At 70.7% G+C, this 12603-nt stretch carries 9 protein-coding genes; 3 read left to right on the forward strand and 6 right to left on the reverse strand.

Going from position 1 to position 12603, the window contains the following annotated elements:
- The 3 genes from D183_RS0108325 to D183_RS0108335 all read right to left on the reverse strand — a co-directional run.
- On the reverse strand, window positions 1-5126 hold a 5126-nt coding region (locus D183_RS0108325), incomplete at its 3' end, for a GLUG motif-containing protein (RefSeq protein ID WP_017908601.1).
- 13 nt (window positions 5127-5139) lie between these two features.
- The gene (locus D183_RS0108330) at window positions 5140-6840 is read right to left on the reverse strand and encodes a ShlB/FhaC/HecB family hemolysin secretion/activation protein (protein ID WP_017908602.1); all 1701 of its coding nucleotides are present in this window, start codon (window positions 6838-6840) and stop codon (window positions 5140-5142) included.
- 266 nt (window positions 6841-7106) lie between these two features.
- Window positions 7107-7649, reverse strand: coding sequence for an O-acetyl-ADP-ribose deacetylase (locus tag D183_RS0108335; protein WP_017908603.1), 543 nt, complete (start codon window positions 7647-7649; stop codon window positions 7107-7109).
- Between the two features lie 126 nt (window positions 7650-7775).
- Between D183_RS0108335 and D183_RS0108340 the strand changes: the two genes are divergently transcribed.
- Complete coding sequence (locus D183_RS0108340; RefSeq protein ID WP_017908604.1) at window positions 7776-8273, forward strand: hypothetical protein; 498 nt, start codon at window positions 7776-7778, stop codon at window positions 8271-8273.
- Between the two features lie 22 nt (window positions 8274-8295).
- Here the strand turns inward: D183_RS0108340 and D183_RS0108345 are convergent, their stop codons facing one another.
- A complete protein-coding gene (locus tag D183_RS0108345; RefSeq protein ID WP_017908605.1) occupies window positions 8296-8811 on the reverse strand; it encodes a methyltransferase family protein in 516 nt (171 codons plus the stop codon).
- 250 nt (window positions 8812-9061) lie between these two features.
- Between D183_RS0108345 and D183_RS0108350 the strand changes: the two genes are divergently transcribed.
- A complete protein-coding gene (locus D183_RS0108350) occupies window positions 9062-10162 on the forward strand; it encodes a nucleoside hydrolase (RefSeq protein WP_017908606.1) in 1101 nt (366 codons plus the stop codon).
- 131 nt (window positions 10163-10293) lie between these two features.
- On the forward strand, window positions 10294-10668 hold the full coding sequence (locus tag D183_RS0108355; protein ID WP_232757240.1) for a tetratricopeptide repeat protein: 375 nt from the start codon (window positions 10294-10296) through the stop codon (window positions 10666-10668).
- Window positions 10669-10719: 51 nt separating this feature from the next.
- Here the strand turns inward: D183_RS0108355 and cysK are convergent, their stop codons facing one another.
- The gene (cysK, locus tag D183_RS0108360) at window positions 10720-11679 is read right to left on the reverse strand and encodes a cysteine synthase A (RefSeq protein ID WP_017908608.1); all 960 of its coding nucleotides are present in this window, start codon (window positions 11677-11679) and stop codon (window positions 10720-10722) included.
- Window positions 11680-11708: 29 nt separating this feature from the next.
- A partial coding sequence (cobA, locus tag D183_RS0108365; RefSeq protein WP_051067614.1) for a uroporphyrinogen-III C-methyltransferase occupies window positions 11709-12603 on the reverse strand: 895 nt, incomplete at its 5' end.

Consider the following 12603-nt stretch of genomic DNA (forward strand, 5'->3'; position numbering starts at 1 on the left):
CGCAGGCTGCCGTCGACGTAGCTGACGACGTAGTTGGACAGCCCTGCGCCGGTCGCGCCGGAGGCGGTGATGGCGTAGTTGCCGACCGCGCCGCCGGCACCGGCGCCGGCGCTGCTCAGGGCGACGCCGGAGACGGTGTCGCCGTTGAGCAGGCCCGAAACGCTGTAGCCACTGAGGTTGACGGTGCCGCCGTAGGTCTTGTTGGCGTCGTTGGCGACGATGCGCAGCGTCGCCGGATCGACGCGCAGGCTGCCGTCGACGTAGTTGACGACGTAGTTGGACAGCCCGGCGCCGGTCGCGCCGGAGGCGGTGACGGCATAGTTGCCCACTGCGGCGCCGCTACCGGCGCCCGCGCTGCTCAGCGCGACCCCGGAGACGCTGTCGCTGCCGATCAGACCGGAAACGCGGTAGCCGCTGAGGTTGAGGGTGTCGCCGTAGGTCTTGGAGCCCGAGGTCGCCGTCACTGTCAGCGTCGCCGGGGTGATGGCGATGCCGCCGGAGACCACGTAGCCGATGTCGTAGCCCTGCTGCGAGGACGCCAGGCCACCGATCTGCAGCATGCCGTTGCCGGTGGTATAGCTGCCGACGCCATTGCCTGCGGTCGCGTAGCGCAGCGACGATCCGAACAGCAGGCTGGGGTTGAAGGCGCCGCCGGCCGTATAGGACGAGATCGTGCCGCTGACACCGTTGCCGTCGTAGGTCTTGTCGAGCCCGGAGAGGCTGGTGCTGATCGTCAACGGGGTCAGGAAGCTGCGCAGCAGCGGCGTGCCCATGTGTTCGTACAGGCGCCAGGTCTGGCCGGTGCCGCCGCGGTTGTCGATCGCCCAGCCGGCATCGGTGAAGGTGGACAGCGTGTTCAACGCGCTCCAGGACCTGCCGCCGCTGATCGCATCGATGCTGCCGGTGTTGCTGCCCGCCAAGCGCAGGCCGGCGTTGATCGGATTACCGCCGATGTCGGTGGCGAAGAAGCTGGCGTTGATCGTGCCACTGTTGGTGCCGACCAGGCCGCCGACGGCGTTGCTGCCGCCTATGTCGCCGATGGCGTAGCTGGCGTTGATGATGCCGCCATCGTTATAGCCGACCAGACCGCCGAGATACTGGGTGCCGATCACGCCACGGCCGCCGGCATAGGCCGCGTTGATGGTGCCGGTCAGGTTGTAACCGACCAGGCCGCCCGCATACTCGGTGGCGGCGATGAAACCAGTGGCATAGACACGGGCCAGACTGCCTCGAGAGTTGTACCCGACCAGCCCGCCGATGTACCACGTGCCGGAAACATCGCCGACGGCGTAAGCGTCGCTGAGGCTTGTGCTGAAGAGGTTACCGACCAGTCCGCCGACATAGCTGACTCCCGATGCGCCACCGGTCGCGTGCGCGTTCGTGATGGTCCCCCTGTTCGCCACTCCGATCAGCCCGCCGACGTAGTTCGAGCCGGAGACGCTCCCGCTGGCCTGCACATTGGTGAGGGTAGCGGTGGACGCCTGGCCTAGCAGACCGCCCGCATGCGTGGTGGTCGCGGTGACGTTGCCGCTGGCCGAGGCGTTCTGGATCTGGCTCTGATTGGCGTTGCCGATCAGCCCGCCGACATGGTCGCCGCTGGCGGTGCTGGTGCTGGTCGCGCTGCCGCTGGCCTGCACGTTGCTGTAGTTGCCCTGGTAGTCGTTGCCGACCAGGCCGCCGACACTGCTGCCGCCGGAGACCGTGCTCGACGAGGACGACGCGTTGATCGTGCCGCTGGCGTTGCTGCCGATCAGTCCGCCGACGTAGTTGCCGCTGTAGGGGCCGCCGCTGCCGACCACGTTGCCGCTGGTCTGCGCGCCGGTGATCGTCCCGGCATTGTTGTAGCCAGTGAGGCCGCCGATGAAGTTGCCGGTGCCGCTCATGGTGCCGGTGACGCGGATGCCGCTGAGCGTGCCGGCATTGAAGCCGGCGACGCCGCCCACGTAGGCGGTGCCGGTGACGGTGGTGCCGGTCAGGGCGAGGTTGAGGATCCGGCTGGCGGCGCCGGTGTTGCCGAACAGGCCGACGTAGGACGTGCCGCCGCGGGCGATGGTCAGCCCGGAAATGGTGTGGTTTGTGCCATCGAGGCTGCCGGTGAAGGCGTTGTTGCTGTCGCCGACCGGACTGAAACCGGCGCTGCTCCACATGCCGCTGGCGTTGCTGCCGGCGGTCTGGCTGGCATCGATGTCGGCCGACAGGCTGTAGTTGGCCGCCATGTTGTACGCCATCAGCTGCAACTGGTGTGCGTTGCCGATGGTGGTGCTGTACTCGCTCGCCAGGAACGGGCGCGTCTGCCCCTCGATCATGATCCAGGCCGGGCTGCCGACGCCATCGCTGGCGACGTAGACGTTGCTGGTGCCGGCGAGCAACGCCCAGGTGCCGAGATTGCCGTAGGTGCTGTGGCTGTAACGGTTGTTGCTGCCGAAGCTGGTCAGATTGGTGGCGCTGCCGCCGCCTCCGCTGCTGATGGCATTGGCCTGGCCGGTGCTGTCGACGTCCCACGACGCATTGCTGACGCTGCCCGAATTGGCGCCGATCAGTCCGCCCACGTTGTTGTTGTTGGTGCTGATGACGGCACCCGTGGCGTAGCTGTTGCTGACGCTGCTGGAGCTGACGCTGGCACCGCCCGCGTTATTGACGCCCACGAGCCCGCCCACCGAGGCCGTTGCGGTGACGCTGCCGGTGGCGTAGGTGTTGGCGATGGTGCTCTGGTAGTTCATGCCGACCAGCCCGCCGACCATGGAACTGCTGCCGGTCACGCTGCCGGTGGCGTAGCTGTTCTTGATCGAGCCGGCGTTCTGGTTGGTTCCGACCAGGCCGCCGACGGAACTGGTGCCGCTCACGGTGCTGGTGGAATACGTGTTGGTCAGGCTGCCGCCGTCGTTGTAGCCGACCAGGCCGCCGGTGTTGCTGGAGCTGCCGGTCACGCTGCCGGTGCTGTGGGAATTGCGGATCGTGGCGCCGACGTTGTTGCCCGCCACGCCGCCGACGGTGTTTTGCCCGTTGACGCTGCCGTTGAACACGCCGTTGTCGATCAAACCCAGGTTGTAGCCGGCCAATCCGCCGATGCCGCCCGAGGTGCCGCTCACCACGCCGTCGACGGTGACGTTCTTGATCGCGCCCTGGTTGTAGCCGACCAGGCCGCCGACGTAATAGCCGCCGGAGATGGAGACGTTGCCCAGGTGCACATCGCGGATGAGGCTGTTGCTGCTGGTGGTGCCGAACAGGCCGACGTAGCCGCTGGCGCCGGAGATGGTCAGGTTGTTGATGCTGTGGCCCAGGCCGGCCAGCTTGCTCTGGAAGGAGGACACCAGGGCGCTGCTGCGGGTGACGCCGGCCAGGTCGATGTCCTGGGCCAACGCATAGGCGCCCGGGCTGTTGAAATAGGTGGCCGCGTCGGCCAGCGAGTGGATCAGCGTGTACGCCTGCCCGTTGATCGCCAGGCTGGCGTGCGCGCCGCCGAGCGAGACGGGGGTGTTGACGTAGTAGTCGCCCGTGCCGCCGACGGTGCCGTTGTCGGTGTAGCCGCCGTAGTTGAGCACCAGGCCGGCCGTGTTGCCGGTGGCGGTGACGGCGGCATTGAGATAGATGCTGTGGTAGGCGTCCAGGGTCAGCGTGGAGTTGCCGCTCCAGCCGATCGCCGCATTGACGTTGATGTCGCCGCTGCCGTTGCTCACGGTGCCCGGGCCGCTGGCGTTGGTGCTGGAGGTGAGCAGGGTGACGTTGGTGCCGCCGTTCAACGCGCCGCTGATGGTGCTGGCGGCCGCGCTGTCCACGGTCAGGTCTTCCGGATCGACCAGCCAGGTGCCGGCGCTGCCGTGGCCGGCGCCCTTGGCGCCGACGGCGATGCCGGAGAAGTCGACGGTGTGGCCGCTGGTTTCGAGCAGGCCGCCGTTGCCGCTGCCGGCCGCGTTGGCGCGCAACGCGCCGTGCACTGCGGTGTGGCCATCGGACCAGACCACGATGGAGCCGCCGTTGCCCTGGCCGGTCGCGCTGGCATCGAGCAGCGCGCCGTCGGCGACCGTGGCCGCACTGGCGTGTTGCAACTGTTCGCCGCCCTGGTAGCCGCCGCCGATGCGCACGCTGCCGCCGGCCGCGGTGCCGCTGGCGTCGATGCGGCCGGCGACGTTCACCGCGCCATCGGACAGCAGCTGCACGCTGCCGCCGTGGGTGCCAGAGACATCGATGCGGCCGCTGCTGGCCACGTCGCCGCCGCTGCCGACCAGGCGCACGCTGCCGCCGGAGGTGTCGATGCCGGTAGCTTCGAGTGTGCCGGTATTGTTGACCAGCAGCTGCGACAACCCGGTGCTGCCGGCCTGCAGCAGGATCTGCCCGCCATTGGCGCGCAGCGTGCCGCTGTTCTCCACCGCCGCCGCCGCGCCGTCCACCGACTGGCCGGCCGCCGCGACCATCTGCATGCCGATCGCGCCGGCCGCGTCCATGGTCACCTTGACCTGATCGGCGGAGAGCAGGCGGATGGCGCCGCCGTCGGCGCTGATGCTGCCGCGGTTGGCGACATGGTTGCCGACGAGATTGACCGAGCCGCCGTTGCCGGCGCGGATGCTGCCCTGGTTGACCACGCTGGCGGCGCCATGGTCGCCCCGCGCGAGCAGGTAGCCGTTGTCGTCGTCGCCGGCCAGGCCCAGCGAACTGGCGACCAGGCCGCCGACGTTCACCTGCGCGTGGTTGCCGAACAGGATGCCGGCGGAGTTGATCAGGAACACGTTGCCGTTGGCGCGCAGGCTGCCGTCGATGACGCTGGCGCCGCGGCTGGCGTCGATCAGGTTGAGCGCCACCGCCGAGCTGGACGGCTGCACGAACACCACGCTGGCGTCCTTGCCGACGTTGAAGCTGTTCCAGTTCAGCACCGCCTTGGCCGCGTTCTGGTCGATCTGCAGGGTGCCGCCGTTCCGCGACACGGTGGCGCCGGTGGCGCTGGACAGCGACGGCACGCCGCTGGCGTGGGCCGGCGCGGCCAGCGCACAGGCCAGGGCGAAGGGCAGCAGCGGCGCGGCCAGGCGCGCCGCGCCGGTGCCGGTGGCGCCGGCGTGGCCGGTGGCGACTTCGGAGGCGACCTGGAGCACGCCGAGGTGGCGGTTGAAGACGAGGCGGTAGATGCGGTTCATGGAGATCCCCAGGTCAGAAGGTCAGGCCGAAGCGGGCCCAGTAGCGCACATCCTTGCCGTCGCTCGGCTTGGTGGTGCCGGTGGGCTTGGCCGCGGCCAGATCGAACGAGAGTCCGTGCCAGTCGGGCAGCCGGAAGCTGAGGCCGACGCCGGCGCCCTCGAAGGTGGTGACGCTGTCGTACACCGCGCGGTTGGCGCCGTTCGGGTAGACCCGGCCGTAGTCGTAGAACACGCTGGCGGTCAGCAGCTGACCCCAGGCGCGGCCGCCGAACGGCGAGGCGGCGCTGGCGAAGCCTGGCGCGTCCACCTGGTACTCCAGGCCGGAGTCGAAGCCGCGGTCGCCGAGCGCGGCGCCGAGCGGGAAGGCGCGCACGCTGGTCGGTCCGCCCAGCGAGAACTGTTCCAGCGGGGTCAGGGTGTCGTCGCTGTACTGGCCGTTGACGCGCAGCTGCAGCCGCTGCGTGGCGGTCAGCCCCTGCAGCCGGGTGTAGCTCAGGCGCGCGACCGTGAAGTGGCGGTCGTGGCGGGCGTACAGGTAATCGGTCTGCGGCGAATCGTCGTCGAGCGCGCCGCGCACGCTGAGCTGCAGCAGGTCGATGGCGTGGAGCCGGCGGTCGTCGTGGCGCACGCTGGTGCCGAGTTCGGCCACGTCGAATTTCTGCTTGGACAGCAGCACGCCCAGGCCCTGCAGGCGCGAGCTTTCCTTGACCAGGTGCAGCCAGCTCTGCACGCGCCAGGCATCGGAATTGACGAACTTCCAGTCCAGGCCCAGCGCGCTCTGCTGGGTCGGGCCCTGGATGTCGAGCGCGGCGAACGCGCCGTTGTCGAGGTTGACCACGCTGCGCGTGTAGGACGCGCTGGCGCTGAGGCCGTCGACGCCGGCGATCGGCACTTGGTAGGCGAGGCTGCCCTGCCAGGTATTGGCCGGATCCAGCGCATAGGCATAGCTGGCCGACAGGTGGTCGCCCAGACCGAGCGGGTTGTTCCAGTCCACGCCGAGCTGCGCGCGGTAGCGGCCGATGCTCGGGGTGCCGTAGTTGCTGGCGCCGACGCTGACCTGCAGCGGGCGCTCCTCGCTGGCCTGGATCACCACGTCGGTCTCGCCGGGGTTGGCGCCGGGCTTGAGCACGGAGGTGGCGGACACGCCCGGCAGGTCGCGGGTGTACAGCAGTGCCGACTGCAGATCCTGCTGGCGCAGGATCTGGCCCTGCAGGGCCAGGGCAGGGCTGGCGATCAGGCGGTCGTCGTAGCGGCGCGTGCCCTCGACGGTGATCTTGCCGACCCGGCCTTCGACCACGCGGATCTCGACCATCTGGTCCGGCCCCAGGGTCTGCACCGGCAGATATGCCCGGGCGACCAGGAAGCCGGCCTGGCGGTAGGCCTGGGTCAGCGTGTCGGCGATCTGCTGCAGTTGCGCGAAGCTCAGCTGGGCCGGCACCCTGCCGCCGCCAAGCGCGCGCAGGCGCGCGTCGGCCAGCGCCTGCAGGCGCGCCGGATCGATCTGCTCGCGCGGATGGTCGCCGACCCCGGTGACGCGGATCGCCTGTACCGCGATCGGCGCCGCGGCGTCGGTGGTGCTGGTGCCGGTGGCCGGGGCGGCCTCCTGGGCCAGTGCCGTCGCGCAGGTCAGCGTCAAGGCCAGGCCGGCGGCCCACGGAAGCACGAACAGGGCATTCGCCAGCGTACTCGGACGCGGACGGCAAGAAATCGTCATGGTGTTAAGGTGGCGTTAGGGTTGAGGCTCGCGCAATGTAGCCTTCCCACCGCCGATCAATCTGAGCGAATCTGAGCGCGCGATCACTCTTTGCGCGGTCCCCTGACACGGTGTCGGGATAATCCCCACAGCATGCTGGCCGGCGCCGGGCGCCGGGCGGCCGCCATCTCAGCGAATCAGGGCGTGCCTGCGCCCGGGTGGAACGCAGGCCCTGTGGTGATTCGTCGCGGGTATCCGCCGGGGCTGTCAGCGTCCGGGTCGACCGCTCAGGCTGCGGTGGCGCACTGCGCGTCGCGCAACGCCTGCCGGTACGCCTTGGCGGTGGCGTCGTTGTAGGCCACCAGGATGATCCGCTTGGGCACCGCATGCGCGCGCTGCCAGGCGTCGGTCTCGGTCACCGCGATACGCGCGGCCTGGTGCAGCGGGTAACCGTAGACGCCGCAGCTGATCGCCGGAAACGCCACCGAGTGCAGGCCCATCTGCTCGGCCAGGCGCAGGGCGCGCCAGTAGCAGTTGGCCAACAGGGCCGGTTCGTTGTGGGCGCCGTCGCGCCACACCGGACCGACGGTATGCAGCACGTGCCGCGCCTTGAGCTGGTGGCCCGCGGTCGCACGCACCTCGCCGACCGGGCAGCGTACGCCCGGCTTGAGTTCCGGCAGGCGCCGGCATTCTTCCAGCAGTTCCGGGCCGGCGGCACGGTGGATGGCGCCGTCCACGCCGCCACCACCGAGCAGGGACTCGTTGGCGGCGTTGACGATCGCGTCCACGTCGAGCTGGGTGATGTCGCCTTGCCAGATTTCGATCTTCATGCGCCGATCTTTAGGGGAGCCGAATGATGGATGCGTGAGGGTGTCGCCACCCGCCGCCGCGCGCTGCCACGGCCGCTTAACCGGCCAGCGGCAAGACTGACGCGCCCCCATCTCAGCACCTGCTACATGAACCCGAACCCGCCGCCGCCACAGGTCGCCGATGCCCTCGCGCAGGGCCAGATCATCAAGGCGATCAAGCTGCTGCGCGCGCACAGCGGCATGGACCTGCGCAGTGCGAAGGAGCAGGTGGATGCCTGGCTGCTGGCCGGCGCGGCGCGCACGGTGACGGAGATGCTCGACCGCCACGCCTCCGGGGCGGCAGCGGGGGCGACGTCGGCGACCGGGGCGCAGGCGCCGGTGGTGGCCGAGGAACGGCGCCTGCCGCCGGCGGCGGAACTGGCGCTGCGCCGCGGCGAGCGGCGCACGGCCGCCAAGTTGGTGTTCGAGCACTATCCGGACATGTCGCTGCGCGAGGCACTGGAGATGGTGCAGCGGCATCTGCGCTCGGCGCCGACGCTGGGTGCCGCCTCGACCGTGGCCGCCGGCGACCGTGGCGGGGCCTGGCGTTGGGGGCTGCTGGCGCTGTTGCTGGCTGCGGCGGCGGCCTGGTGGCTGGCGCGCTGAGGCATGCCGACGCGGCCAGTGGCTACAGCCAGCGCGCGACCTGCGCGCAGTAGCGCGCATAGGCACTGCCGAAGCGTTCGCGCAGGCGCGCTTCCTCGTAGGGGATGACCACCCGCTGCAAGGCCAGCAGCGGCAAGGGCAGCAACAGCGCCGACCACGGCCAGCCGATCTGCACGCTCAGGCCGAGGTAACTCAGGGTCAGGCTGACGTACATCGGGTTGCGGGTCAGCCGGTAGGGCCCGTGGCAGACCAGGTGCGAGGGCGCGCGCTCGGGCAGCAGCGTGGTGCGGTCGCGTGCGAACAGCACGAAGCACCAGCACGCCAGCAGCAGGCCGGCGAGCGCGACGGCGCCGCCGCCCAGTTGCAGCCAGGCCAGTGCAGCGCCCTGCGGCAACGGCAACGGCAGCGCGTGCTGCAGGCTGGCGCCGAGCAGCAGCGCCAGCAGGAAATGCGCCGGCGAGGTCGTGCGCACCAGCAACGGCACGCGCGCCTGCGCGCGTGCGGGCGGTGGATCGGTGCGGTCGGTTCGGTCGTGCATGCAGTCCTTCCCTGGTTCGGTTGCGGCCGCGCAAGTTTACGCGGCTGCCCCCGGCGGACGCGCGCGCGTCACGAATGGGCACGGGCGCGACCCGGCAGTGCCTCGTCGCGCGTGGCAGTGCGCGCAAACCCGATTACCCTAGCGCCCGTGCGGCACGTCGCAGACGCTTGCGTTCGACGTGTCGCGTCGTTCCGCGTCGATCGCGCCCGACGCGCCGGTCGTTCCCCTTTCGCCACCACTGTCCCGCCTCATGCCAATCGCTTCCGCCAGCAGCACCTTCGCCCCGCGCCGCCGGGTCATCCTCGAAGACGACATCGACGGCTTCACCCCTGCGCAGCTGTTGCTGCTGCAATCGCCCGAGGTGGAGGTGCTGGGCATCTCGGTGGTCAGCGGCAACATCTGGCGCGACGAAGCGCTGGCGCATACCCGGCGCCTGCTCGAGATCGCCGGGCGTGGCGAAGTGCCGGTGCTGCCCGGCCCGGTGTTCCCGCTGCTCAACAGCGAGGTGGCCACCGAACGCTGGGAAGCGCTGTACGGCAAGTTGCTGTGGAAGGGCGCCTGGACCCGGCAGTGGGTCGAGCACGACACCGTGCAGAGCGCACCGCGCTACCACGCCCACGACGTGGTCCCGGACCTGCCGCTGGGCAATCCCACGGTGGTGCAGGCAGCCAGCGAGCCGGCCGCCTTGTTCATGATCCGCAAGGTGCGCGAGTTCCCCGGCGAGGTCAGCATCGTCGCCACCGGGCCGCTCACCAATCTGGCCTTGGCGCAGCGGCTCGATCCCGACTTCGCCACGCTGGCCAAGGAACTGGTCTACATGGGCGGCAGCCTCAATCCGCGGCAGCGCCGCGACAGCGTCTCGGCGGCGCAGTTCGCGCGCGAGTTCGTCAATTCGCCGCGGCGCGAATTCAACATCCGCTGGGACCCGGAAGCGGCCAGCATCGTGATGCGCGCGCCGTGGCGGCGCATGGTGATGGTGCCGGTGGATCCGTCCACCGCCACCGAACTGACCCCGCAGCTGCTGGCGCGGATGGGCGCCGCCGACACGCCGATCGGCCATGCGCTGCGCCGGCGCGAGCCGGGCTTCCCGATGTGGGACGAACTGGCCACCGCGCTGTGGCTGCGCCCGGAGCTGGCCACCGTCAGCGAGACGCTGTACGTGGACACCAACACCGAGTTCGGCGCCGGCTACGGCGACATCCTGTCGTGGGCGCCGGGCTACCAGCCGGGCCTGGGCGAGCAGGCGCAACAGGTGGTGCGCGAGGTCGACGTGGAAGCGATCGAACAGTTGCTGATCGAGCGCCTGACCGCGCCGCAGCCGCCGGCGCTGGGCGCGCCGCTGCCGGTCTGAGGCATGGCGCACGCGGATCTGCAGTCCGCTGCACGCCACGTCGTCCTGGTGCGCAGCGGGCTCGTCGTCCTGCCGCTCGCATGCGGGGCAGGCGGGACGCCGGCCTGCGGTGTGCCGGCATGAGCGTATCCGTGCCCGACGACCGCCTCGCGCAGGCGAAGGCCTTGGTCATGGCAGCGTTCCGGGAGCCGCAGCGTGCCGATGCGCTGCTGGCCGAGGCCGAGGCACTTGTGCGCGCCGCGGCCAGAACGGCACCCGCCGATCCACGCCCGCTCACCTGTCTGGGCGCGGTGCTGTGCGATCGCGGGCACTACCGGCGGGCAGCGGCGGCACTGCGCCGCGCCGTGCGCCTGCAGTCCGACGATCGCAGTACCTACTTCAATCTGGGCGTGGCCTTGCTCAACGTGGGCCAGCAGGCCGAAGCCATGGCCGCGTTCCGGCACGCGGCCAGCCTGCGCGCCGCGCCGATATCGTGGACGGCGTACTTCGATCCGCACGCACAATAGCGATGCCGCGCCGGTGCGGCAGCGCCAGGGCGCATGCCTGCCGCTGCGCGTTTACGGCAGGCCGGCCAGCCAGTCGTCGTCGCTGCCTTCGTTGATGTCGGCGAACAGCGGCGTGGAGAAGTAGCGTTCGCCGGTATCCGGCAGCATCGCCAGGATCACCGCGCCGGGCGCCGCGGTCTCGGCCACGCGCAGCGCGGTGGCCACCGTGCCGCCGCCGGAGATGCCGGTGAAGATGCCTTCCTCGGCGGCGAGGCGGCGCGACACCGTGATGGCGTCGGTGTCTTCGACGCTCAGCACCTCGTCGTAGACCTCGCGGTTGAGGACCTCGGGCACGAAATCCGGCGTCCAGCCCTGGATCTTGTGCGGCTTCCACTCCTGGCCCTGCAGCAGGGCCGCGCCGGCCGGTTCGGTGGCGGTGATGTGCACTTCCGGACGCGCGAGCCGCAGCACTTCGCCGACGCCGGTGAGGGTGCCGCCAGTGCCCCAGCCGCTGACGAAATGGTCGAGCCGGCGGCCGGCGAAGTCGCGCAGGATTTCCGCGGCGGTGGTGCTGCGGTGGTAGGCCGGATTGGCCGGGTTGGCGAACTGCCGGGCCAGGAACCAGCCGTGCTGCCTGGCCAGTTCCTCGGCCTTGCGCACCATGCCGCTGCCGCGCTCGGCGGCGGGGGTCAGGATCACTTTGGCGCCGTAGGCGCGCATCAGCTTGCGGCGCTCGATCGAGAAGGTCTCCACCATCGTCGCCACGAACTTGTAGCCGCGTGCGGCGGCGACCATCGCCAGCGCCACGCCGGTATTGCCGGAGGTCGCTTCGACGATGGTGTCGCCGGGCTTGAGCAGGCCGCGCGCCTCGGCGTCGAGCACGATCGCCAAGGCCAGGCGGTCCTTGACCGAGCCGCCGGGATTGAAGGCTTCGACCTTGACGTACAGGTCCACGTGCGCCGGCGCCAGCCGCTGCAGCTTGACGATCGGGGTGTGGCCGATGGTGTCGAGGATGTTGTCGTAGATGGCCATGGGCAAGGTCTCCGGGAATGGGGGGCGGGTCAGGCGGCGTGGGCCAGGGTAGGCGCCGCCTGCTTCGGGGAAGGTGAGGGCAGCGCGTGCAGCGGGGCGGTGCCGAACCAGTGCAGGGCGTCGGCCAGCGCGGCCACCTCGCCCAGGATCAGCAGCGCCGGCGCACGCACGGCATGCGCGCGGGCGGTGTCGGGCAGGTCGGCGAGGGTGCCGCGCACCACCCGCTGCTCGGCACGCGAGCCGTTCTCGACCAGCGCGAACGGCGTGCTGGCGGCGCGACCGGCGGCGAGCAGGCGCGTGCGCACCGTGTCCAGGCCGGCCACGCCCATGTACACCGCCAGCGTCTGCCGCTCCTGTGCCAGCGCGGCCCAGTCCAGCGTGTCCAGCGAGGCCTTGCAGTGCGCGGTGACCAGGCGCAGCGATTGCGCGTGGTCGCGATGGGTCAGCGGGATGCCGGCGTAGGCGGCGCAGGCCAGCGCGGCGGTGATGCCGGGCACCACCGCGTAGTCCACGCCGTGCGCGCGCAGGTATTCCAGTTCCTCGCCGCCGCGGCCGAACACGAACGGGTCGCCGCCCTTCAGCCGCACCACCCGGCGTCCGCGCCGCGCGTGTTCCAGCAGCAGGGCGTGGATCTGCTCCTGGGCGACGCTGTGGCCATCGGCCGATTTGCCGACGGCGATGCGTTCGGTACCTGTCGGTATGAGCTGCAGGATCGCGGCGCTGACCAGGCGGTCGTGCAGGACCACGTCGGCCTGGCGCAGGGCGTGCAGCGCGTGGCCGGTGAGCAGGCCGGGATCGCCGGGGCCAGCGCCTACCAGGGTCACGCTGCCCGGGCGCAGCGGCAGCGCCTGGGGTGCGGCGGCTTCTGCGGGATCTGCGGCGGATGCCGGCGCGGCCGGCACGGCTTGCGCCAGCATCCGCCGG

The organism is Xanthomonas sp. SHU 199 (assembly GCF_000364665.1).
GTDB lineage: Bacteria > Pseudomonadota > Gammaproteobacteria > Xanthomonadales > Xanthomonadaceae > Xanthomonas_A > Xanthomonas_A sontii.

What these genes read in the sequence shown, in the direction of transcription:
- D183_RS0108330 (WP_017908602.1), bottom strand. Translation starts at nt 6,840, where the DNA reads ATGACGATTTCTTGCCGTCCGCGTCCGAGTACGCTGGCGAATGCCCTG.
- D183_RS0108335 (WP_017908603.1), bottom strand. Translation starts at nt 7,649, where the DNA reads ATGAAGATCGAAATCTGGCAAGGCGACATCACCCAGCTCGACGTGGAC.
- D183_RS0108340 (WP_017908604.1), top strand. Translation starts at nt 7,776, where the DNA reads ATGAACCCGAACCCGCCGCCGCCACAGGTCGCCGATGCCCTCGCGCAG.
- D183_RS0108345 (WP_017908605.1), bottom strand. Translation starts at nt 8,811, where the DNA reads ATGCACGACCGAACCGACCGCACCGATCCACCGCCCGCACGCGCGCAG.
- D183_RS0108350 (WP_017908606.1), top strand. Translation starts at nt 9,062, where the DNA reads ATGCCAATCGCTTCCGCCAGCAGCACCTTCGCCCCGCGCCGCCGGGTC.
- cysK (WP_017908608.1), bottom strand. Translation starts at nt 11,679, where the DNA reads ATGGCCATCTACGACAACATCCTCGACACCATCGGCCACACCCCGATC.